The 23,809-nt window shown below is 44.8% G+C and carries 21 protein-coding genes, 1 tRNA gene and 1 other RNA gene; 22 read left to right on the top strand and 1 reads right to left on the bottom strand.

Features of this window, described 5'->3' with window-relative positions; genetic code table 11:
• Nucleotides 1–931: 931 nt before the first annotated feature.
• The 20 genes from AAC978_RS06775 (at nt 932) to rsmI (ending at nt 20,140) form a co-directional block, all read left to right on the top strand.
• A complete protein-coding gene (locus AAC978_RS06775) occupies nt 932–1,138 on the top strand; it encodes a helix-turn-helix transcriptional regulator (protein ID WP_341547282.1) in 207 nt (68 codons plus the stop codon).
• Complete coding sequence (locus AAC978_RS06770) at nt 1,135–1,599, top strand: hypothetical protein (protein ID WP_341547281.1); 465 nt, start codon at nt 1,135–1,137, stop codon at nt 1,597–1,599. The genes AAC978_RS06775 and AAC978_RS06770 overlap by 4 nt, the downstream gene beginning before the upstream one ends.
• Before the next feature lie 4 nt (nt 1,600–1,603).
• Nucleotides 1,604–2,941 carry a B12-binding domain-containing radical SAM protein gene (locus AAC978_RS06765; protein ID WP_341547280.1) on the top strand — a complete coding sequence of 446 codons (1,338 nt, stop codon included), beginning with the start codon at nt 1,604–1,606 and terminating at the stop codon, nt 2,939–2,941.
• 107 nt (nt 2,942–3,048) lie between these two features.
• On the top strand, nt 3,049–3,219 hold the full coding sequence (locus AAC978_RS06760; protein WP_341547279.1) for an aspartyl-phosphate phosphatase Spo0E family protein: 171 nt from the start codon (nt 3,049–3,051) through the stop codon (nt 3,217–3,219).
• Between the two features lie 121 nt (nt 3,220–3,340).
• Nucleotides 3,341–3,430: transfer RNA gene (locus AAC978_RS06755), tRNA-Ser, on the top strand.
• Between the two features lie 88 nt (nt 3,431–3,518).
• An RNA gene (gene ffs / locus AAC978_RS06750) (signal recognition particle sRNA large type) lies at nt 3,519–3,781 on the top strand.
• 123 nt (nt 3,782–3,904) lie between these two features.
• On the top strand, nt 3,905–5,587 hold the full coding sequence (gene dnaX / locus AAC978_RS06745) for a DNA polymerase III subunit gamma/tau (RefSeq protein WP_341547278.1): 1,683 nt from the start codon (nt 3,905–3,907) through the stop codon (nt 5,585–5,587).
• A 100-nt stretch (nt 5,588–5,687) separates the two neighbouring features.
• Nucleotides 5,688–6,023, top strand: coding sequence for a YbaB/EbfC family nucleoid-associated protein (locus AAC978_RS06740; RefSeq protein ID WP_341547277.1), 336 nt, complete (start codon nt 5,688–5,690; stop codon nt 6,021–6,023).
• A 10-nt stretch (nt 6,024–6,033) separates the two neighbouring features.
• On the top strand, nt 6,034–6,630 hold the full coding sequence (gene recR / locus AAC978_RS06735) for a recombination mediator RecR (protein WP_341547276.1): 597 nt from the start codon (nt 6,034–6,036) through the stop codon (nt 6,628–6,630).
• 108 nt (nt 6,631–6,738) lie between these two features.
• Nucleotides 6,739–6,993: a pro-sigmaK processing inhibitor BofA family protein gene (locus AAC978_RS06730; RefSeq protein ID WP_341547275.1), complete on the top strand. Its 255-nt coding sequence runs from the start codon at nt 6,739–6,741 to the stop codon at nt 6,991–6,993.
• A 460-nt stretch (nt 6,994–7,453) separates the two neighbouring features.
• Nucleotides 7,454–10,984: a pyruvate:ferredoxin (flavodoxin) oxidoreductase gene (gene nifJ, locus AAC978_RS06725; protein WP_341547274.1), complete on the top strand. Its 3,531-nt coding sequence runs from the start codon at nt 7,454–7,456 to the stop codon at nt 10,982–10,984.
• A 193-nt stretch (nt 10,985–11,177) separates the two neighbouring features.
• A complete protein-coding gene (locus tag AAC978_RS06720; protein WP_341547273.1) occupies nt 11,178–11,654 on the top strand; it encodes a ferritin-like domain-containing protein in 477 nt (158 codons plus the stop codon).
• A 198-nt stretch (nt 11,655–11,852) separates the two neighbouring features.
• Nucleotides 11,853–13,403 (top strand): spore germination protein, encoded by a 1,551-nt coding sequence (locus AAC978_RS06715; protein ID WP_341547347.1) that lies wholly within the window; start codon nt 11,853–11,855, stop codon nt 13,401–13,403.
• Nucleotides 13,403–14,497 carry a GerAB/ArcD/ProY family transporter gene (locus AAC978_RS06710; protein ID WP_445900287.1) on the top strand — a complete coding sequence of 365 codons (1,095 nt, stop codon included), beginning with the start codon at nt 13,403–13,405 and terminating at the stop codon, nt 14,495–14,497. Before AAC978_RS06715 ends, AAC978_RS06710 begins: the two co-directional genes overlap by 1 nt.
• The gene (locus AAC978_RS06705) at nt 14,470–15,708 is read left to right on the top strand and encodes a Ger(x)C family spore germination protein (RefSeq protein WP_341547271.1); all 1,239 of its coding nucleotides are present in this window, start codon (nt 14,470–14,472) and stop codon (nt 15,706–15,708) included. The genes AAC978_RS06710 and AAC978_RS06705 overlap by 28 nt, the downstream gene beginning before the upstream one ends.
• 72 nt (nt 15,709–15,780) lie before the next feature.
• Nucleotides 15,781–17,232 carry an aminotransferase class I/II-fold pyridoxal phosphate-dependent enzyme gene (locus tag AAC978_RS06700; protein WP_341547270.1) on the top strand — a complete coding sequence of 484 codons (1,452 nt, stop codon included), beginning with the start codon at nt 15,781–15,783 and terminating at the stop codon, nt 17,230–17,232.
• Between the two features lies 1 nt (nt 17,233).
• Nucleotides 17,234–18,112, top strand: coding sequence for a DNA polymerase III subunit (locus tag AAC978_RS06695; protein ID WP_341547269.1), 879 nt, complete (start codon nt 17,234–17,236; stop codon nt 18,110–18,112).
• Nucleotides 18,113–18,967, top strand: a complete 855-nt coding sequence (locus tag AAC978_RS06690; RefSeq protein WP_341547268.1) for a PSP1 domain-containing protein — start codon at nt 18,113–18,115, stop codon at nt 18,965–18,967.
• Nucleotides 18,964–19,275 (top strand): initiation-control protein YabA, encoded by a 312-nt coding sequence (locus tag AAC978_RS06685; protein ID WP_341547267.1) that lies wholly within the window; start codon nt 18,964–18,966, stop codon nt 19,273–19,275. Before AAC978_RS06690 ends, AAC978_RS06685 begins: the two co-directional genes overlap by 4 nt.
• Nucleotides 19,276–19,294: 19 nt before the next feature.
• On the top strand, nt 19,295–20,140 hold the full coding sequence (gene rsmI, locus AAC978_RS06680) for a 16S rRNA (cytidine(1402)-2'-O)-methyltransferase (protein WP_341547266.1): 846 nt from the start codon (nt 19,295–19,297) through the stop codon (nt 20,138–20,140).
• 169 nt (nt 20,141–20,309) lie between these two features.
• Here the strand turns inward: rsmI and AAC978_RS06675 are convergent, their stop codons facing one another.
• Nucleotides 20,310–20,576 (bottom strand): AbrB/MazE/SpoVT family DNA-binding domain-containing protein, encoded by a 267-nt coding sequence (locus tag AAC978_RS06675; RefSeq protein WP_015260614.1) that lies wholly within the window; start codon nt 20,574–20,576, stop codon nt 20,310–20,312.
• Between the two features lie 322 nt (nt 20,577–20,898).
• Between AAC978_RS06675 and metG the strand changes: the two genes are divergently transcribed.
• Nucleotides 20,899–22,881: a methionine--tRNA ligase gene (gene metG / locus AAC978_RS06670; RefSeq protein ID WP_341547265.1), complete on the top strand. Its 1,983-nt coding sequence runs from the start codon at nt 20,899–20,901 to the stop codon at nt 22,879–22,881.
• On the top strand, nt 22,878–23,639 hold the full coding sequence (locus AAC978_RS06665; protein WP_341547264.1) for a TatD family hydrolase: 762 nt from the start codon (nt 22,878–22,880) through the stop codon (nt 23,637–23,639). Before metG ends, AAC978_RS06665 begins: the two co-directional genes overlap by 4 nt.
• Nucleotides 23,640–23,809: the final 170 nt, after the last annotated feature.

The raw sequence follows: 23,809 nt of genomic DNA, 5'->3' as shown, positions 1-23,809 counted from the left end.
ATGCGCCCTTTGGAAGCATTTTCCCGACCCGGCGTGATAGCGAGGGAATCCGAGCGGAGCGAATCCCACCTCCTCCGCCATAAGAAAGTGAAACCCGCGTTAGAATGTTAATGCGGGTTTTTTGTTGGAATGAATGTATGTGAAAGTATGGCCTGTCCCAAATTAGACAACGTTGTCTAATTTGGGACAGGCCTAGAGTGATTAGCATGTATCATCATCTTGGGCGGTGGTCATGATATAAGATAGAGTGCAGCACGCCCAAGATGTGTAAAGCTATCGCACCAACCACCCGTAATCCTGCCGGCAAATCAATTATATAATCAACATACACTGTTATTATCCGCAAAGCTATCTAAAAATCTAATACCATGATGACAAATATCCGCGAAGAATTCTGAATTAATTCATCTAATTTTCTGACAATATCTTGACAAGCCGATTTTTCTAGGTTATACTATGATTAATCTAAGAAATAACCTTCAAGGAGGTTAAAGTATTAGATACCACCCTGAAAATAGTGAGCAATAGTAAGAAGTAATCTACTGAAGACATAAGCTTTGTTGGCGAAATTACTGAAAAAGCCTAGGCTAAAGTAAGTAAACAGGCTAGCTGAAAGACTTAGTGATTAGGGAAACTGAAAACTAGAGTTAAGAGTAAGAAAGCCTAAGCTTCGAGTAATGAGGTAGATGAGATAAGTAGAGACTTTGAGCTAAGGCAAACGAAATTCAGGGAAACTTCAAAAGGAGGAGTGCTCAAGTTGCACATCCTAGCCAGCAAAGGGTAAGCAGGGTTCCAGACAAGGAATCAGTAAGCTTGCCCTTTGCTATTTATTTCCGTGTCAGGTTTACTTGACTTGATGAGGCTAGGCTGTTATATTCAATGTAAGGTAAACCTTACATAGTGAGAGGATTCCTTAAAAGGAGGTATTGCCGTGCAAAACCATGTTAAGCGCCTCCGGGAAGAGCGTGGGCTGACTCAAAAAGAACTTGGTGAAAAGGTAGGCGTTTCCCGCCAAGCCATCAACGCCATTGAGATGGGCAAGTTTGATCCTTCGATTTGGCTTGCCTATGATTTGGCACTTTATTTCGGAATATCGATTGAGACGCTATTTCTTTTCAAGGAGGAGGATCGGAAATGAGGCATCTACTTAAGAATCCGGCGATCAATGCCATTGGGCTAGGCATTTTTTCGGCCTTCTACGGATTGATATTTATCGTGACTTCCGGGCATATGGAGTTTGAGAATTTACTGTATTACAACGGGGCAACTACGCTTGAGCCTTTTTGGACTGGCTGGAGCAATTTCTTAGCATCCGGATATCAGGCCTATATTGCCTATGCATTGATTGCCCTATCCAGCGTGGTTGTGCTGATGCTGCTCAAGCGTAAACATCCCTACGATGAGTATCACGCGGACGTCCTGATTCAATGTCTGGCGGTTGCAACGATACTTACATTGGCTGCGATTGCAATATTTTACCTTATGGTTTTGAGCAATACCAACGGTATTGTTGAAAAGTTTACTCTTTTTATCGTGATCCATTGGGCAACCGTGGTACTGGCCGACTTAGTCTATGTGCTTGTGTGTAGATGGAGATAAAGACATGAAAATTATGCTGATCCAGCCGAAAATGAATAAGCGGCCCATGGATACTGACCTGAAAACACGGATGTCTCCCTCATTGGCTCTGTTGACTTTGCTGAGTCTCACCCCTGAGGGTCATGAAGTTATCATGATCAACGAAAATATGGAGGAAATACAGGATCATGTGGATGTAGGAATGGTTGGCATCACCATAACCCTGGATGTGATGCCCAGGGCGGTGGAGATCGCCCAAAGATTCCGCCGGTTGGGGATTCCGGTAGTAGCCGGCGGTATTCATATTACGAGCAACCCGGAGGAGTGCCTCCAACATTTTGATGCAATTTGTATCGGCGCTGCGGAGAGGGTATGGGCAGACATGATCAAAGACGCGGCACAAGGTAGGCTGCAACAGCTCTATCACGATATGGACAATTTTCGCGGAGAGGAGATCGTTTCCCCGGCGTATCACAGGATTGATAAAAGTCGCTATCTCTATACGAATGTTATACTCACTAGTCGGGGCTGTCCAAACCGCTGTGATTTCTGCTATAACAGCTGTCAAAACAGAATTTATGTACGTCGCCCTATTCAGGATGTGATCAAAGATATTAAAGCTCTTGGCACCCGGCATGTGTTGTTTATTGATGATAATTTTATCGGTGCGCCTGCTTATACCCGTGAACTTCTTAATAATCTAAGGGGCATGAATCTAAAATGGAGTGCCGCTGTAACCACTAAGATAGTCGATCATCTCGACTTACTGGATCTGATGGCCGAGACGGGCTGTCAAAGTCTTTTTATCGGCTTTGAATCTATCAACAACTCGTCCTTGCACGGGGTAAACAAAGACAACCATTTCGAAAAATACGAAAGGCTGGCTGCCGAAATCCATGGTCGGGGTATCATGATTAACGCCAGTATGGTCTTCGGTTTAGACGGGGATGAACAGGATGTTTTTACCAGAACTTTGGAATGGCTGGTCAAAAACAAAATTGAAACCTTAACTTCCCATATTCTCACCCCTTACCCCGGCACAGCATTGTACCGACGCATGGAGAGAGAAGGACGTATTGCCGACTATGAACTAACCAAGTATAATACAGCGCATGTAGTTTTTCGGCCAAAAGGAATGTCAGCAGCAGAACTATATGAGGGCTACCTTTGGATTTACAGGGAGTTTTACTCCTTTCGTAACATAGTACGCCGTATACCACACCATAAAGCCCAGCGCAAATCCTATCTTTTGTTTAATCTACTTTACCGTAAATTCGGACGGATGACTGCGCTGCTGGCACGGATTATTCCCATGCGTTTGGTGGGGAGACTGGCGGCCCAGATTTCCTACAAGATAAAATAATAACCATTTTCCGACATTAGTTTCCCTTTTTATGGTTAAAATACCGTTGAAAATAAGCTCTACATCTATTAAAATCTTCTTGATGTGTGTTCAGGAGGAGAATTAGAGTGGAAGAAAAGTTATTAAGGAAAATCGAAGCCCTTCGTAAGAGTTTATATCAAAATGGGACAACCTATTGCTTGACCGATGCACGTGTTGTCGCGATGAGCCAAGAATTAGATCGCTTATTAAACGAATATCAGAGGATTGTCTCAAATGAGCAGCTTTCCTTTTGGTAAAATACAGCTAATGCCAAGTGAGGAAATAATATTTTCTGCGACTTTTGTTGACATGTCCACCATGTTTGGCTTATAATAAGCTTCGTCACGAATTTCATAAGTCTTTTTTTGAGACAAGCACGGAGAGGTGGCTGAGTGGTCGAAGGCGCTCGCCTGGAAAGCGAGTACATGGGCAACTGTGTCGAGGGTTCAAATCCCTCTCTCTCCGCCATAATTTTTATGATCATAAACGTAATCTAGCCAAGTTTGATTCGTTCCGTATTCGACTTAGGCTTTTTATTTTGTTATAATTGATTTGGCCGTGCTAGACGGGGAGGTAGCGGATCCTTGTACTCGCAACCCGCTTTAGCGAGGTGGAATTCCTGCATGAGGGCAGCGTTTGTGGAGCGGCTAGGGCTAATTGTGATGAGGTCTGGGTCTTACGCAACAGAGCACTTCGAACCGTGTCAGGTCCTGACGGAAGCAGCACTAAGGAGCAAACTCTGTGTGCCGTAAGGTTGCCTAGGTTGAGCAATGAATCCTGGATTCGTCCGGAAGCGTCTGTTCGAGTAAAGGTGCACGGCCTATAATATTCATATAAAAAGGTGGTTTTGTACCATCTTTTTTTGGTATATGGTACAATGCTTATGGGTGCCTTCCGGGAGGGTAAGGCGCTCAAAGGTTGCAAAGGTAAGGTGGGAGTCCAATGGCTTATTTGGCCTTATACCGCGAATGGAGACCGAAGAATTTTAGGGAGATGGTTGGGCAAGAGCATGTGACAAAGACCTTGATCAATGCTCTCGCGCAAAATAAAGTCGCTCATGCTTATTTATTTAGTGGTCCAAGAGGAACCGGAAAAACCACCACAGCGAAGGTTTTAGCTAAGGCTTTAAACTGTGAGCAGAGGGATGGAGTTGAACCCTGTAATCAATGTGCTTCCTGCCTGAGTATTGATCAGGGAAGTGCTATGGAAGTCTATGAGATCGACGCTGCTTCGAATCGAGGAATTGATGAGATCCGCGATTTAAGGGATAAAGTTCGCTTAAGTGCCGGCGAAAGCAAATTCAAAGTGTACATCATCGATGAAGTGCATATGCTGACCACGGAGGCCTTTAATGCCCTGCTTAAAACTCTAGAAGAACCTCCAGAACGGGTTGTCTTCATCTTAGCCACTACTGAAGTACATAAAATACCCTTGACCATTCTCTCCCGGGTGCAACGCTTTGAATTCCATCGAATTCCTCTCGAACAGATTCAAAACCATCTAGAGAAGGTGTGCCAAGCCATCGGTCGGGATGTGGATGAGGAAGCTTTGCAGGTGATTGCCCAAAAGTCAGAGGGTGGGCTTAGAGATGCCTTGAGTATTCTCGATCAATGCCTACTACTCGATGGGAAACTGGGGGTTGTCCAAGTCTACCAAGTATTAGGGATGGTTGGGGAGGAATTTAGTGCCCAACTGGTCGATCAGCTTGCCGAAGGAGATTATGCGGCTACCTTGGCTCGACTGGGGGATGGAATTAATCAAGGGATGGACCCACGCCAGATCATTCGCGAGTTACTGGAGTATTTACGTCAGGCTCTGCTCTATGCGGCAACACAGGCCTTTCCTCAGATTGCCCCTCATCTTAAGGAGAAATTAGCTTTTCAATGTGAAAAGATTGGATTAAAGACCTTATTGCAGTGGATCGGAATTTTACTGCAAGGAGAGAGTCAGTTAAAACATGCAGCAAATGCCCGCTTAGCTGCCGAGCTTCTTTTAGTTCAGGTGATTTATGACTCTCAAAAGGGTGGCGCCCAGGATTCTTCGCAGGTGCTGCAAAGATTGCAGGAGATAGAAGAAGAGATTAAGAGCCTCTCTAAGGGGCAGGTTAGCCCAAAGGAAAGTGGCAAAAGTCCAGCGCCTAAACCCAAGGAAGTGGCTTTGGGAGCGACTCCGCCAAGGAATCGGGATCATGTCAAGTCAGCAGTCCAGCCTCTGGATCACAACGGTAGCGGAGGGCAATCCCACACTTCCCAATCCATCCAACAGATTCAAGGACGTTGGCAGGATGTTTTGGAACAGGTGCGCAAAGCAAAGAAATCAACCCATGCTTTTTTAATGGAAGGAAAGCCTGTTGAATTAGATGGGAATGGTTTGGTTATTGTATTTAAAGATGGCCTGTCTTTTCATCGGGATAAAGTCAACCAGAAGGAAAACCGGGAAACTATCGAACAGGTTCTTAAGAGCATGTTTGGCAGTCCCTTAACCTTGCAATGTGTGTTGGAGGGAGAGTATGGTAAAGGAGAATCTGCGGCTAACCCGGAAGCAGTGGATGATTCGATAGAAAATCCCCTGCTCAAAAAAGCTGCTGATTTGTTTGGCTCAGATTTAGTAATTATTAAAGAATAAAGTGTTATTCTGTCATTCTGGTGCATGAGTAATTCTAGAATGACTTGAAGAATAAATAAAAGCTTATCCTATTAATAAAGAATGTAAGGAGTGTAATGATATGGCATTTAAAGGCGGCGGCGGTATGGGTAATATGAACAATATGTTAAAGCAAGCACAGAAGCTCCAAGAAGAAATGGCAAGAGCTCAAGAAGAGCTAAAAACACGTACAGTTGAGGCATCCGTTGGCGGTGGTGCTGTGCAAGTCGTAGTCAATGGAAAAAATGAATTGATTGAATTAAAAATCAAACCGGAAGCTGTAGATCCTGATGATGTAGAGATGCTGGAAGATTTGATTAAAGCTGCCGTCAATGAGGGTCTGCGAAAAGTAGAAGAGATGACCTCCTCTGAAATGGGTAAATTAACCCAGGGCTTTAAAATTCCCGGCCTCTTCTAAGCGAGGAACTATGGATTTTTTAAACTACCCACAGCCCCTAGCGGATTTGATTGCCGGTTTATCCCGTTTGCCAGGAATTGGGCCGAAAACCGCAGGGCGTTTGGCGTTCTATCTGTTACAACAGCCTCAAGTAGCAGAAAACTTGGCAGAAACGATCATCAAGGCCCAAAGGGAAATTAAACAATGCTCCCTTTGCTGTAATTATACAGATCAGGATCCTTGCCCCATCTGTGAGGGGGAGAAAAGGGATCGCACCCTCTTATGCATTGTTGAGCAGCCCAGAGATGTCGTGTCCTTAGAAAAGACGAGAGAGTTTAAAGGCCTCTATCACGTGTTACATGGTGTAATCTCTCCCTTGGAAGGGATTGGTCCAGAGCAACTCACGATTCCCAAGCTCTTAACGCGCCTGGGGGAAATCAAGGAAGTAGTTATGGCCGTGAACCCTACCGTAGAAGGTGAAGCAACGGCCATGTACTTAGCTAAGCTGTTGAAGCCCTTGGGCATAAGAGTGACGCGGATTGCCCATGGTTTACCCGTAGGTGGTGACCTGGAGTACGCGGATGAGATTACCATTGCCCGTGCTCTCGAGGGTCGCCGTCAAATCTAAATCGAATTCATATCTAAACTAAATCTATCAAAAATAAGGTCAGAAGCGTTCTTCTTTGTCCACTTCGTGCATAATGTTGGACTAGTAGTGGTAATGGAGGGATGTCCTATGACCTTAATTTTTTTAGCATTATTTATTCTGCTGATTGCCTTGGTGGTTAAAAGCACTTTAGGTAAGCCTAACTTATTTTTAAAGACGACAATTCACATTCTCGGGGGAATAGTGGGTTTATGGATTTTCGACCTTATGTTGAGTGTTGTTGGCATTGGGATTCCTATCAATGTGTTTACGATTTTTCTGGTGGGATTTTTAGGTTTCCCTGGGGCAGTGGCTTTAGTTGGACTACAAATTTTGGGCATATGAGGATTCTCAGGGCAACCACCGGCCTCGCAAGGGGGAGCATGACTTCGAGGTCTGGTGAAATCGGGTTTTCTATGTCATCTGGTCGCTTTTTCAGAGAAACTTTCGCCCATGCTCCATATTACGACTTGACGAATTTATGAAACGCAGAGTATACTGATACTGACTACAGGGGGACATTTCGGCTTTGTACGCCGAAATAGTTCCCTCGACGTATTTTTACGGGATTTTTGCGAAAATTGAATCTTTTGATATCCGAAATATAAAAGCATTAAAAGCATTTTAGCTGGCTAATATTTATTTTTTTATCTTTATTATATTAGCTAGGCTTATATTTACTTAATTACTTTTTTCGCAAAGGAATCGGGGTTTCTACTTAATTGGCGTAATTTGGGTGACAGAGAGGTGCCCTTTCTTAAACCCTTATTATTAATTAAAATTTTCATTTAGGAGGATGTACCAAATGGCAAAAATGAAGACTATGGATGGTAATGAGGCTGCTGCTCACGCGTCGTATGCGTTTACCGAGGTAGCGACTATCTTCCCCATCACTCCCTCTTCAACAATGGCTGAGTTCGTAGATGAATGGGCTGCCCATGATAAGAAAAACATCTTCGGTCAACCTGTAAAGGTTGTTGAGATGCAATCGGAAGCCGGAGCTGCCGGTGCAGTTCACGGGTCCCTGCAGTCGGGTGCACTTACCACCACCTATACCGCTTCACAAGGGCTGCTCTTAATGATTCCGAATATGTATAAAATTGCCGGGGAGTTGCTGCCTAGCGTTTTCCACGTCAGCGCACGTGCTTTAGCAACTCATGCTCTTTCAATCTTCGGTGATCATCAAGATGTAATGTCTGTACGGGCGACTGGCTTTGCGCAATTGTCTTCCCATAACGTCCAAGAAGCTCTGGACCTTGGTTATATTGCGCATTTAGCGTCGATTAAAGCAAGAGTTCCTTTTGTCCATTTCTTCGATGGTTTCCGTACATCCCATGAAATTCAAAAAATCGAAGTTACAGACTATGAAGATGTGGCTAAGCTTTTAGATCGCGATGCACTTCAAGCATTCCGCAATAGTGGACTTAATCCCGAGCGTCCCGTACTCCGTGGTACTGCTCAAAACCCTGATGTGTACTTCCAAGGTCGTGAAGCATCCAATCGTTTCTATGACGCTGTTCCTGACATTGTTGCCCATTATATGAAGGAATATGCGAAGATCACTGGCCGTGAATATCAACCATTCCAATATTACGGTGCAGAAGATGCAGAGCGTATTATTATTGCTATGGGCTCCATCTGCGATACGATCGAAGAAACTGTCGATTACTTAGTTGCTAAAGGTGAAAAAGTGGGTGTTATTAAAGTTCACCTCTATCGTCCTTTCTCGGCTGAGTATCTCCTTAAGGTTCTTCCAAAGACCGTTAAGAGCATAGCTGTTCTTGATCGGACCAAAGAGCCAGGTGCTAATGGCGAACCTCTCTATCTCGATGTGAAAGATATATTCTATACCAATGACCTGAAGCCCGTCATTGTTGGCGGTCGCTATGGCTTAGGATCTAAGGATACTACCCCTTCCCAAGTTCTGTCTGTCTACAAGAATCTTGCTGCTAAAGAGCCTAAGAATGGCTTTACTATCGGCATCGTAGACGATGTAACCTTCAAATCCTTACCGGAAGACGAAGTGATTGAAACTGCACCTGAAGGCACAATCGCTTGTAAATTCTGGGGATTAGGTTCTGACGGTACTGTTGGTGCAAATAAGCAAGCTATTAAGATCATCGGTGACCACACCAACATGTATGCTCAAGCTTATTTCCAATACGACTCTAAGAAATCCGGTGGTATCACCATTTCTCACGTTCGTTTTGGTAAAAAGCCAATTAAATCGCCCTACTATGTTACCGGTGCGAATTACGTCGCTTGTCATAACCAATCGTATGTCGGTCAATATGACTTGACCAAGGGCCTGAAAAAAGGCGGTACTTTTGTTTTGAATTGCCAATGGAAGCCTGAAGAGCTAGAGGAAAAAATTCCAGCAGCTATGAAACAATTCATCGCTAAAAATGAAATTAAATTCTACATCATCGATGCTGTTGCTATTGGCCGCGAAATCGGCTTAGGATCCCGCATTAACATGATTATGCAAGCTGCCTTCTTCAAGCTAGCTAATGTCATTCCGGTTGACCAAGCGATCAGCTACCTGAAAGATTCCGTAGTCAAAGCTTATGGTAAAAAAGGTCAAAATATTGTTGACATGAACAATGCAGCAATTGATCGTGGAGCAGATTCGTTAGTTCAAGTTAACGTTCCCGCTTCTTGGGTTACTGCTACTGATGCACAGGCTGAAGCAGCAGCAACAGTTGAGCTTCCTGAATATGTTGAAAAAATCCAAAACGTCATGAATGCACAAGAAGGAGACAGTCTCCCAGTCAGTGCTTTCAAAGGTCGTGAAGATGGTACTGTACCTGTCGGAACAACAGCTTATGAAAAACGCGGTATCGCTGTAGTTGTTCCTGAGTGGGATGTTGAAAAATGTATTCAATGTAATCAATGTTCTTATGTTTGCCCCCATGCTTGTATTCGCCCGATCTTGTTGAATGAAGAAGAAGCTGCTAAGGCACCTGCAAGCTTTGTCACCAAGAAAGCTCTCGGCAAGGGTTCAGAAGGACTTCAAGCTCGCGTACAAGTCAGTCCGTTGGATTGCACTGGTTGCGGAAACTGTGCCGAAGTTTGCCCTGCTAAAGGTAAAGCTCTCGTGATGAAGGATGCTGCAGAGCAGACTGCTCAGCAAGCTGCTAACTGGGAATTTGCCATGACTGTTTCGAACAAGAGCGACCTCTTCGATCTTACGACCGTAAAAGGTAGCCAATATGCTCAACCTCTCCTCGAGTTCAACGGCGCTTGCCCGGGTTGTGGAGAAACAGCTTATGTTAAGCTTGTAACTCAACTCTTTGGCGATCGCATGATGATTGCTAACGCTACCGGATGTAGCTCCATCTGGGGTGGCAGTGCTCCTTCCGTTCCTTACACTGTGAACGAAAAGGGTCAAGGACCTACTTGGGCTAACTCCCTCTTCGAGGATAATGCAGAGTTTGGTTATGGTATGTACCTTGGTGTTGGTCAACAACGTGCTAAGCTTGCCCTCTTAATGGAAGAAGCTCTGGAAACAGGAATCAGCAGCGAGCTGAAAGAAGCTTTCCAAGAGTGGATTGCCGGCAAGGACGACGCAGATGCATCCAAGGCTGCCGCAGCTAAGATCCGTCCTCTGCTCGACGCTTATAACGGTGACAATGAACTGATGAGCCAAATCAAAGATAGAAAAGATCACCTCGTGAAGAAATCCCAATGGATTGTCGGTGGCGACGGTTGGGCTTACGATATCGGTTATGGTGGCTTAGACCATGTCTTAGCTTCCGGCGACAATGTCAACATCCTTGTTCTCGATACCGAAGTTTACTCCAACACCGGCGGTCAATCTTCCAAATCTACCCCTCGCGCTGCTGTCGCTAAGTTTGCAGCTGCCGGTAAGAAGATTCGTAAGAAAGACTTGGGTATGATGGCTATGAGCTATGGCTACGTTTATGTAGCTCAGATTGCACTCGGTGCTAACATGGCTCAAACCATTAGAGCGATTAAAGAAGCAGAAGCTTATAATGGACCTTCCTTGATCATTGCCTATGCTCCATGTATCAACCATGGCCTCAAATCCGGAATGGCTAAGAGTGTTACAGAAGCTAAAAAAGCGGTCGAGTCTGGCTACTGGCATCTCTATCGTTTCAACCCAGATCTCGAGGATCAAGGAAAGAATCCGTTCTCCCTTGACTCCAAAGAGCCTACTGCTTCCTTCCGTGACTTCCTCATGGGCGAAGTACGTTACACTTCCTTGCTTAACACCTTCCCAGAAACTGCGGAAGAACTCTTCCAAGGTGCTGAGAAATACGCTCAAGTCCGCTTAGATTCCTATAAGCGCTTAGCGGAGCAAAAATACGAATAAGATTATTTCTTGAATCCATGAAGAGCGGGCTTGCCCGCTCTTTTCTTTTATATTAAAGACATTACATATTTCTGACTTGACTGAGTCAAACTAGCATAGAAAGCTTATATTCAAAAATATTAACTTAAGGGCGTCACTCGATTTAGAGAAGAAAAATTTTTAATCATCTAAGTACTTAAGGAAGGAAGATAGTATGGATCGGGAGGATTTACTTCGTCGATTAAATTGGTTTTATAGCCTAGAGATTAATCAAGTTGAGCTCTATAAGGTGCAAAGTAACCAGTTTAAGGATCACTATGCAGGGAAAGTATTTGAGCGCGTGGCAGAAATTGAGCAGGGTCATGTGGAGAATATTGAGAAAAGAATTCTAGCCATGGGAGGAACGCCTACTGCATTGGGAGAAGTGATTTCACCGATTATCGGCATGTCCTTAGGAAGCTTAATGTCTTTAACCGGACTGGAAAGAGCACTGCAACTCAATGCTGAAATTGAAAGAAAGGCCATGAGCGATTATAAAAAACTCGTTGAAGATTTAGTGTCAAGCGGAGAGGACCCGGATGGTGAAACTTGTATACTATTGAAGTCTAATTTTATTGATGAGCATCTCCATACTGCGTTTTTTGATATGCTAAGAGGGAATCTAATGGAGGATAAAATAGAGGGAATTTAGTCATAGAGATTAATTGATGAAATAGGGAGATAGGTCCATGTTTTACGGACCTATCTCTTTTTGTACAGTGTAAGTCGTTTTTGGCAAATTTCACCTGAAGTATATGAATAAATGGATTGATGAATAAGGTGATCGTTTAGCGCGGACAATAGAGTAATAAGGAGAGGGGGGTAAATCTTGAGAAAAAGCTTTTTCAGCATGATGAAGGATCTTACCAAGCGTCCTTATACGAAAGAAATACGTAACTACCCCAAAACTCCTATTGATAAGGAATGGGAAAACCCCATATCTTATGCACGAATTGAAGAGGAATTATCACAAAGCAGTGATATTGTCTTTCGTAAATTTTTGATCCGTGGTAAAGAAGAAATCACCTGTATCCTTGGCGTGGTGGATGGATTAGTGGATAAGAATTTACTGGATGCCTATGTGTTACGAATCGTTATGGTTGACGCGACAGTTGACCCGGCATTTAAAGAGATGACTTTAAAAAATATCATTAATAGCCTAATGGATCGTTTCACCCCTGCTAATGAAGTAAAAAAGATTACCCGGATGGGGGAAGCGATTGATGCCATGCTTGCTGGGGATGCTGTACTTTTTGTGGAGCAGAGTCAGGAAGCCCTCGTGATTAGTGCCCGGGGTTGGCAAACTCGCGGCGTAAATACCCCCCAGAGAGAAGCTTCCATTCGTGGACCCCAAGAGGCTTTTAATGAGACACTTCGAACCAATACTTCTTTAATAAGAAGAATAATAAAACATCCCTCCTTGCGCCTTATCTCAATGAAAATTGGAGCTCTATCTAATACGGATGTAGTGATAGCTTATGTGGAGAACCGTGTTAGCCCTGATGTCGTCGCTGAAGTCAAGAGGCGGCTCAATCGAGTAAAAATTGATGGTGTTATTGCGGGTGATATTTTAGAGGAATTTTTAGAAGATCATCCCTATTCGCCTTTTCCCCAGATTCTTCATACCGAACGACCAGATATTGTGGCCTCTAGTCTTCTCGAGGGGCGAGTTGCCATTATTGTGGATGGGACACCTTCTGTCCTGATTGTTCCAGTCACACTGCCTATGTTCATGCAGGTGAATGATGATTATTATGAGCGGGCGATGATCGTCATCCTTGTGCGCTCTATACGCTATTGGGGAGCAGCTATAGCTGTTTTAGCCCCCAGCCTTTATATTGCTGTAACGACCTTCCACCAAGAGCTGCTTCCCGTTACTCTAGCCTTAAGTATTGCCGGGTCAAGAGAAGCGACTCCCTTCTCAGCCTTAGGTGAGGCTATGCTTATGTTAATTGCCTTGGAGGTTTTGCAGGAGGGAGGGCTGCGGCTTCCTAAGCCCATTGGGCAGACGATCGGGATTGTTGGGGCTCTGATTATTGGTGACGCCGCGGTTAAAGCCAGCTTAGTAAGTCCTATTATGGTCATTGTGATTGGCCTTACAGCTGTTTCCGGTTACACCATACCGTATTATAGTCTAGCTATCGGTATTCGTCTTATTCGCCTTCCCCTGATGATTTTAGCTGGGACAATGGGATTCTTTGGTCTGGGGATTGGACTGTATCTTATCCTTATCCACTTATTAGGACTTCGTTCTTTTGGAACGCCCTTTCTGAGTCCTATTGCCCCTTTGAGAATTCGCGCTTTTCTCCAAGATACTCTTGTAAGGGCACCTTGGTGGGCATTAAAAGAAGATCCTGATCTGATCGATACCAAACATCCGCATTCAGGGGGGAGGCAATGATGCAACGATTATCTACCCACCAATTTACGATGCTCACGGCTGGAGTCTTATTAGGTACGACCTTTATGGTATCTGGCTCAATCGTAACTCAAGCTGCAGGAAGAGATGGCTGGATGGCAGTAATGCCTGCTTTTCTCATGTGTGTCCCTTTTACATGGATGATTTTCTCCTTAGTGCCAAAATATCCAAATCAGGACTTAGTCAAGATATCTGAGAAGGTCCTGGGGAAATGGTTGGGCAAGGCTTTAGGTTTATCTTTCAGTTTGATTATGATCTATTTTGGTGGCCTTTTTGCCAGTCAAGGGGTAGATATGTACAATCGCACCGTTCTTCCTTTGATCCCTCATTATGTCCTTATTTTAGGAGTATCTTTGATTACCTTTTATCTTTATTTATCGGGTATTGAAGTCTTAGCCCGATTTGCTGAGGTCATCTTTCCCCTGGTTTGCATGGCTTTGCTTTTTATCGCGATATTTATCATTCCTCGATTCGAACGCGGAGAGCTTTTTCCTATCTTGCAAAACGGAATAACCCCTGTGCTCTCAGCTGCACTAAATATTTCACCTTGGCCATTTGAGTATGTTTTGTTTTTGGCAGGTCTTTTACCCTTTTTACCCGCCAAGCCAAAAGACTTAAAAATAATTAAAGTAAATTTTTTTAAAGCGTTAGCACTTATTATAGTTTTAAGTACAATTGTTGTTTTAGTCCAGATCATGACCTTTGGTCCTTTTGAAACAGCACGCCTCACTTATGGTCTTTTAGTCCTCGGTAATATGGTAGAAATCTCACGTACCATTGCTGGGATTGAGGCAGTCTTTACCCTCTTTTGGACGGGAGCCTTAACCTTAAAGGCTGCAGCTTTCTTTTTTGCAGGGATATGGGGTCTACAGAGTGTCTTTGGATTCAAAGGCAAAAAGTCAGCTATAATTGTTGGTATTATTTTTGTGCTTATTCCTCTATTAGGTGGAAAGGGAGTCAATGTAGTTGTTGAAATGGCCTATATTGACCGATATATAATTTTACCTTTTGCCGTTCTATGGATTTTATTGGTATGGGGGGTGGATTTATGGAAGCATCGCCAAAAAAGCCTCTAAGAAAGCGTCTTCTCATTGTGTGTGTGCTTGTGATTTCCCTGTTAATACTTGAAGGTTGTGGGAAGCGTGAAGTGGAAGAGCTAGCCTTTATGATGGGTGTAGGAATTGACAAAGGAAAGCAAGAGGGAAGCTATCTTGTAACGATTCAAGTCGCTAAGCCTAAGCCAAGCGGTGGAGGTGGGAGTACAGAGCTTGAAGATTGGACACTAAGTGTCGAAGGCCCCATCATAGCATCAACTATTGAGAAAGTGAATGAGATGTTCGATAAACAATTTTTTGCAGGGACTGTCCGTGTCATAGTGATTGGAGAAGACCTTGCTCGAACGGGAATTAATGAGGTCTTAGACTTCTACCAGCGCTATTATCAATATCGGAGAACAATGTATCTTGTGGTTGCAAAAGGTAGCGCAAAAGACCTCTTGGAAACTAAGACAACTACTCATAACATTCCGGCATTAGGCTTGTTAGGAATTATAGAGGGGAATAAAAGACAGAGCACGTTTCCCGTAACGCGATTGGGGCATTATCTTACGATTTTAGGGAGAGAAAGCCAAAATCCGGTTATTCCGAGTGCAGAGGTTATCCGTTCAGGGGATAAAGGGATATATTTATCCGATGAAAAAGGGAATGAAGTAATCATGAGTTGTGCTGGAGTCTTTGAAGATGGGAGGTTGGTAGATTTCTTAGGTGATCAGGAGACGAAAGGATATCTCTGGTTAGATGATGAGATAAAAACCCGCCGATTAGAAGGGGAAAGGGACAGACTCAAAATTGTCGCATCGGTGCACAACTCGAAAACAAAGTATAAGGTTGAGATGATTGATGAGCAACTGGGTATAAAGTTTTACATCAAGGCGAGTATGGCCCTTGATGAAATCTTAGGTCAGCAAGGAGAAATGAGTACTGAAGAGTGGCGGAACTTTTTGCAAGAGGTCGAGCCGATTTTGGCACAAGCCATCCAAGAAGAATGTGAAGCTGCAGTGGCTAAAAGTAAAAAGCTTCAGCTGGATTTTATCGGAATCGGTAGAAAAATCGAAATAAAGAACCCTAAGTATTGGACGGAAATTAAAGATAACTGGCCTCAGGGATTAGAGGATTTCCCGGTTGCATTTGAAATTGAAGTTGATGTTGACCACGCGGGACTGGCTAGAAATTCACCGGTAAGCCCCCAAAAAAGCGAATCAAAAGGAGAGGGCAACATCCACCAGTAGTGATTCTATGGAAAAATTATGATATAATGATGAGTATTACCTAAACCGTAAATCCTCATGGAGGAAGAATATGTGTTACATCTAGGCAGTAAAATGCTTCAGTATCAGAAGCAGGGGCTGATTTCGTTTCATACACCCGGACATAAAGGAAAGAAAGAATTCTTTACGGATTTGCATTTTCCTGAGCAGGATCTTACAGAGCTCCCGGGTTTGGATATGCTGCACTCCCCTCAAGGGGTGATTGAGCAAGCCCAAAAGCGAGCGGCAGCAGTCTACCAAAGTGATTCCAGTTTTTTCCTCGTCAATGGGGCCACGGTGGGAAATCAGGGCATGCTTATGGCCTTAGCCAATATGGAGACACAAGAGTTGGATACCGGACCAGCTAAGGTATTGGTGGAGAGGCAATCCCATCGTTCGGTGATGTCCGGGCTAGTTTTATCCGGATTAGAGCCTGAATATATCCCCGGTATAGTGCATCCGGAATTCAGGCTACCTTTGGGACTGAAGCCGGTGGATGTAACCAAGGACAAGGTTCTGGGGATTCATCTAACCTACCCCGGCTATTATGGTACATTGCCGGATCTGGCAAAGATCGTTGCCGAGAGAAATCAAAAAACCCCCCAGACAAAGATTCTAGTGGATCAGGCCCATGGTGCTCACTATCTGAATCCTCTATTCCCGAAGGGGGCCTTAGAGCTTGGGGCAGATATGGTATTGCATAGTACACATAAAACCTTGAGCGCTTTAACCCAAGGAGCTATGCTTCATGTAAAGGGATCGCGGGTAAATGCATCGGAAGTCAAAAGAACCCTTGAGCTATTGCAATCCTCCAGTCCAAGCTACTTGCTGATGGCGTCCTTAGAGAGGGCGGTGGAATATGCTTTAGATGGCACGCGCTGGGAGCGGCTTTATGAAGCGGTTCAGGAATTGCATCATTGCGTCGGGGAGAGCTTAAGGCTTTTAAACCCACGGGATATTGGGACTTACGGGATTACGAACCTCGATTGGTCGAAGATTCTTGTTAATACTCGAGAACTAGGAATTTCAGCACCAGCTTGTGTGGAGCATTTACGAAACAATTATGGAATCGACCCAGAGCTGTGGGATGAAGAAAATATTTTATTTTTATTAGGGATTGGCAATACGCCAGAAGAGATTGAAATCCTTACTGAAGGTTTGTTGAGCTTAAAAGGATTGAGAAAAAGGCTCACACCCGGGGAAGGGCGCATTGCAAAGCAGGGACAAGCGGAGGACCCGGCGATATCAGCTGGGGAAATGCCCTTGCCAACGAGAAGAATCACTCCTCGCCAGGCTTACTTTGCTAAGAAGCGTCAAATCCCTCTACGTGAGAGCGTGGGCAAGATATTAGGAGAGAGTATTTCTCCCTATCCCCCGGGGATTCCCTTGATCGTTATGGGAGAAGTGATGACACCTGAGATTCAAGAACTCCTCGCCCTGCATAAAGGGCGCTGGCAGGGCTGGGAGGACAGTGGCCAAGGGGTCTGGGTCATTGAGGAGGTTTAATGTGAATGTTGCACTTCATCTAATTGAAAAAGCAGCTCAGGAAGGGCGGCTGGCTCACCTGCTCCTTTTTCATGGTGGGAGTGCTCCTGAGAGGCGTAAGGCTGGCTTAGCTATCGCCCAAAGGTTGAATTGTACTTCCAATCAGGAAGGGGAGGTGCCTTGTCAGAATTGCCCTTCCTGTCGGAAGATAATTTCTGCAAATCATCCCGATGTAGAGGTTATCAAGCCCGCCAAGCTTTCCCTTGGTATAGAACAGATTTTAGCTTGGCAGGAACGAGTGTACCGCAAACATTATGAGGGTAAATATAAAGTTTTTATTCTGGAAGAGGCCGATAAGTTGACGATTCCGGCGGCTAATGCCTTGTTAAAGGTTATCGAGGAGCCCCCGGAAATGACGCTGATTATTCTCAGCACCCAAAATGCCGAAGCCCTTTTGCCAACCATCCAAAGTAGAGCTCAGGCTGTTTATTTCCCAGTCCTTGGGGAGAGGGAATGGTTAGAATCTCTTGATGAATCCATCGATGACCTAGAGGCCAAAGAAGCCTTTCACATGGGCAGTCAAAATCCCGAATTAGCCCATGAGATTTTGGCAGTGGGCGTAGAAAAAGCAAGGGAATGGGTCCGCGGATTTCAGCAGGCCGTGGAGGAACGAGATTTCCTTCAGCTTTTCCCCCTTTTTGCCGGTAATAAAGCGATTGAAAAGAAAGAAGCTGAAATTTATCTTCAGATCTTAGCCATGGGGTTAGGTCGTCAAAAGGAAGTCAATCCCCGGGCTATTCTAGCCTTGGGGAAGGCGATAGAGCAGATCCGTATGCAGGGTAATCCTCGCCTAGTTATTGAGGGATTGGCCCTAGAATTATTCCGTGAGGAGGGAATCTAAGTGGTTGAAGTCGTGGGGGTTCGCTTTAAGCGAGCAGGTAAAATATATTTTTTCTCGACTGGGGATTTGGCCCTGAGTGCCAATGACAAAGTGATTGTAGAAACGGCTCGGGGAGTCGAGTATGGGGAGTGCGTCATGGCACCCCGTCAGGTGTCTGAAGAAGAAGTAGTCATGCCCTTAAAGCCGGTGATTCGCAAAGCTACACCTGAAGATGAACTGATCGTTGAGGCCAACAGCAACAAGGAAAAGGAAGCCTTTGAGGTTTGCTTAAAGAAGATTACAGAGCATCAATTGCCTATGAAGCTTGTCGATGTGGAGTATACCTTTGACGGGAATAAGATTATCTTTTCGTTTACCGCGGAAGGGCGCGTGGATTTCCGGGAGCTTGTTAAGGATTTAGCCTCAGTCTTTCGGACGCGTATTGAGCTTCGCCAGATCGGGGTTCGGGATGAGGCTAAAATGCTGGGGGGTATCGGTTCCTGCGGTAGAGTTTTATGTTGCTCTAGCTTTTTAGGGGATTTTGAGCCGGTATCTATTCGCATGGCAAAGGATCAAAAGCTTTCCCTGAATCCAACGAAGATTTCAGGAATTTGTGGACGACTCATGTGTTGCCTAAAATATGAGAGTGGAGATTACGATGAATTAAAAAAGGCGGCTCAGGGCAGGGAGCGCTGTGGAAAGCATTGCCAAAAGGGTGATGAAGAGGTTATTGTCCTCGACGATGACGCAGTTGTTAAGTTAGAGGGGGACAATAAACCAGATCGGGGACCTGCGGTGCCGGTTGGGGGCAAAGGTCGTCAAGAAGGACGCTTTAAGAAAGGGGAAAAGTACAAAGGAAAGAGTGAGAAAGTATGAGTCAATTGACCCAGGCCTTTACAGAAGTAGAGGAGAAACTCAACTCCTTGATTGAAGAAGTGCAGCGTTTGCGCCCTTATGTGACAAGCCTGGAAGAAGAAAATGCCAGGTTGAAGCGGGAGCTTTGTGCCCTGCCGGAGCAGGAGACGGAGCGGGTGATCGCTAATGCCGAGAGGATACAGGGCGTTGCCCATGACAACTTGGAGCGGCTTTATCGGGAAGGGTTCCATGTCTGCCATTTGCATTTCGGGCAGCCTTTGGAAGAGGGAGATTGTCTCTTCTGCATGGGCTTCCTACGCAAAGATTAGTGAGATTGGAGCGGTACATTTGGCAACGGTTCAAGGGGGAACCCTTTATGTTTGTGCAACTCCCATTGGGAATTTGGGGGATATCACCTTGAGAGCTTTAGAGGTGCTGAAGAGTGTGGACCTCATTGCGGCTGAGGATACCCGTCATTCTCGAAAATTATTGGATCACTTTGGCATTACGACTCCTCTGACTAGTTATCATGAACATAATGAAAAGGGTAAGGCCTTAGAACTGATCAAGCGCTTAGAGCAAGGAGCATCCATTGCTTTGATTTCTGATGCCGGTATGCCAGGGATATCGGATCCGGGTCAAGAGATCATTCAGCTTTGTTTGGCAAAGGGACTTTCCTTGGATGTATTACCGGGGGCTAATGCGGGTCTTACTGCTTTGTTGCTTTCAGGTATGCCTAACGACCATTTTCTATTTCATGGTTTTTTACCCTCTCAAACCAGTGCTCGTAAGAAAGAGCTGCAAAATTATGCGCAGTTGCCCTTTACGCAGATTTTTTATGAAGCTCCACACCGCTTGTTAGCAACTTTGGGGGATGTCCTCACGGTCTTTGGGGAGCGGGAAGCTGCAGTGGTGAGAGAGATCACCAAGCTCCATCAAAATGTGCATAAGGGGACTTTAAGTGCGCTCATTGAGGAATTTCAAGTCAATGCTCCTCGAGGTGAAATCTGCTTATTGATTGCACCCTATATTCCCATCTTGCCGGTTGGCGGGGCAGAGGAATGGAGTCAGGAAGTGGAAGCGCTTACTGAGCAGGGCCTGAAGCCCAAGGAGGCTATGAAGGAGATTGCGCAAAAGTATGGGGTAAGCAAGCGCGAAATCTATCAAGCGGTACTTGAACATAAAAATAACTAAGTCTATAGCTAAATAATAGATAAATTTATAGGTGAATAGATAGATAAAAAAATTAATGGGTTGAATACATAGCTAAAAAAGGATAAAGAAATAGAAGGCTTGATGCCTTCTATACGTAAGTTAAGCTTTTTGTGTAGTAATGGCTTCTACATTAAGTGCTAATGTTGTATTAAACAGCTTCAGATTGACCAGAGGCAGCTTCACCCATAGCGGCTGCACATTCGCGACAAACATTTTTGCCACGGAATACTTGAATATCTGCAGCATTATTACAAAATACACATGCAGGCTCATATTTTTTGAGAATGATTTTCTCTTGATCGACATAGATCTCTAGAGCGTCTTTTTCGTCGATTCCGAGGGTTCTGCGCAGCTCGATAGGCAATACAACACGACCTAACTCGTCTACTTTTCTTACAATTCCCGTTGATTTCATCATAAGTCCTCCTCTATCTTACATCTTTCGACACAATGCAACAACCTTATGATACCAATCATACCATATAAAGTCAACGGGTTTTTGAAGAAAAATGGAATTTTTTTCAGGGAATATTATCATGCTAAGAAAAATAATCACAGTCTTTTCTTAGCAGCTTCCTTCGTCACCTGCTAAGTTTTGTTTTCACTATCTTTAATTAAATATATCGGAAGATAGTATAACGCAACTAAGGCAGCTTCCTCTGTCAGCTGCCAAGTTTTGTTTATATGATAAAAAGTGATAAAATAGGTGAAACGCCTAGAAGAGAGGATGGTCCGACTTGAAATATTATATTACGACCCCGATTTTTTACCCCAATGCCAGCCCTCACATTGGGACTGCCTATACTACTGTAGCCGCCGATACCTTTGCTCGTTATCATCGCCTCAAAGGGGATGATGTATATTTTCTAACGGGTACCGATGAGAATGCTCAGAAGATTGTCCGGACGGCGGAAAGCAAGGGCTTAGAACCGCGAGTGTATGTGGATGGGATTGTGGAGCGGTTTAAGGCCTTATGGGATGAGCTAGATATTTCCTATGATGACTTTATCCGGACGACGGAGGAGCGTCACCATCTCGTGGTGCAGAAAATTTTTACGAAGCTCTATGAGCAAGGCGATATCTATAAATCAGAGTATGAAGGCTGGTACTGCACCCCTTGTGAGACCTTCTGGACAGAAAACAAGCTAGTTGATGGAAAATGCCCTAACCCCGATTGCGGGCGTGAGGTCGAGTTACTGAAGGAAGAGAGTTATTTCTTTAAGCTTTCTAAATATCAAGATGCTCTCTTGCAATACATAAAGCACAACCCGGATTTCATCCAGCCCTCATCTCGCCGCAATGAGATGGTTAAATTCATCGAGGGGGGCTTAGAGGATCTTTGTGTATCCCGAACCACCTTCCAATGGGGGATTCAAGTTCCTTTTAATCCTAAGCATGTGGTGTATGTTTGGTTAGATGCACTCATTAACTACATCTCCGCTTTGGGTTATCCAGATGGGGATTTGTATAAACGCTATTGGCCAGCTGAAGTGCATTTAATGGGGAAGGATATCGTCCGTTTCCATGCAGTGATTTGGCCGATAATTTTGATGGCCTTAGATATTCCTTTACCTAAGATGGTCTATGGCCATGGCTGGTATCTGAGCAAAGAAGGGGGTAAAATCTCCAAGTCCCGGGGTAATGTTCAAGACTCCTTTGAACTGATTCGGCGCTATGGTTCAGATGCCATACGCTATTTCCTCTTGCGAGATATGCAGGCCGGGGCTGATGGTGCCTATTCTGAAGATAATTTAGTGGAACGGTTAAATAGTGATTTAGCTAATGACTTAGGGAATTTTGTTTCACGCAGTTTGGCGATGATTGTGAAGTATCGTGGGGGTGTCGTTCCCAAGATCGGGCCCTTAACGACCTTGGAAGAGGAACTGGTCACCTTGAGTCAAGATGTTATCGCTAAGCTGGAAGAGCGCTTAGAGGCTCATGATCCAGCGGGTGCTTTAGATAACCTCTGGCGCTTAGTCGCTCGTATGAATAAATATGTGGATGAGACAGCGCCTTGGACTTTGGCAAAGCAAGAGGATCAGCAAGCGCGCCTAGATACGGTTCTCCACACCTTTGCTGAGGCCATTCGTATCCTTGGTATTCTCTGTACCCCCTTTATGCCCAAGTTGACGCCGAAGATGTTCGGGCAGTTAGGAATCTCCGAGGAGCTGCTCCTTTGGGAAGAGGCCAAACGTTGGGATGTCTTAGGAGAAGGGATTCAAGTGGCAAGGGGAGATGCCTTATTTCCAAGAATCGACCTATCACAATTTATCGTGGAAGAGGAGAAAACAGTAGTGAGTGAAACAAATGGTGATAAAAATACCGTGGAAGCAGTGAAGACCGTTTCGGCAGAGGAAGTTGCCTCAGAAAACGTGAGTGAATTCGAGCCCTTGAAAGAGGAAATCTCCATCGATGATTTTGCGAAATTGGATTTACGGGTGGCTAAAGTTCTTCATGCCGAGAAAGTAGAAAAAACCGATAAGCTCTTAAAGCTCGAAATCGAAGTGGCGGGAAAACCACGGACCATTGTTTCGGGCATTGCCCAGCATTATGCGCCGGAAGATTTAATAGGTAAGCATGTGGTGATTGTGGCCAACTTAAAACCGGCTAAGCTACGGGGAATTATGTCTGAAGGGATGATTCTGGCGGCTTCCCATGAAGGTGTCTTGGAAGTGCTCACTTTAGACAAGGATATTCCGGCGGGAGCGCGAGTTAAATGATTTGGGACACTCATGCCCATCTGGATGATCCTCGCTACGAAGGAGACTTCCAGCAGGTTCTTGAAAATATGAAGCTGGCACAAATTACTCGGGTCACCAATGTAGGTTTTGATTTGCCTTCTTCCGAACGGTCGGTACGCCTTGCCCACCACTATGAATCCATCTATGCAGCTATTGGGGTTCATCCTCATGATGCTCAAGGAGCCACAGGCGCGACCTGGGAACGTCTGAGCGAACTGGCACAAGAAGATAAGGTGATCGCCTGGGGAGAGATTGGGCTGGATTATTATCGTGATTTATCCCCCCGCAAGATTCAGCAAGAGGTGTTTATTCGCCAGATTGAATTGGCAGATCAAGCGGGGCTTCCCATCATTATTCATAATCGGGATGCCCATCAGGATCTCTTAAACATCGTGAAGACTCACAATCCCAGAATGGGTGGGGTATTCCACTGCTATTCAGGATCTTGGGAAATGGCGAAAATTCTTCTGAAGCTAGGTTTTTATATTTCCTTTGCCGGTCCTCTTACCTTTAAAAACAATCGGAATACGGTGGAGGTGGCCAAGCATGTCCCTCTCGACCGTTTCTTGGTGGAGACGGATTCCCCTTATTTGACGCCGGAGCCTTATCGGGGTAAGCGGAACGAGCCTGCCCGCGTTCGGGAAGTAGTTGCCAGGTTGGGGGAGATTCGGGGCATGGAAATAGATGAAGTTGCTCAGTTGGCTTTTGAGAACGGGAACAGGTTGTTTGGGTTATAAAGCCTCTATGATGAGGAATCGAGGACTACTCCAAAACAACTACAGGGACCCTAGTTGGGCAATTTGAACCGCTCTCTGTCAAGTAGACAATGGAAAAAAGAAAAATTTATGCTTCTTACACCAATCATTAATAATGGTTGGTGTTATTTTTTTTATCCTGCTAACATACC

This window comes from Desulfitobacterium sp. THU1, from assembly GCF_038181555.1.
Classification (GTDB): domain Bacteria; phylum Bacillota; class Desulfitobacteriia; order Desulfitobacteriales; family Desulfitobacteriaceae; genus Desulfitobacterium.
The sequence above is the reverse complement of the archived record's forward strand: the minus strand, read 5'-3'. Positions and strand labels throughout refer to the sequence as shown.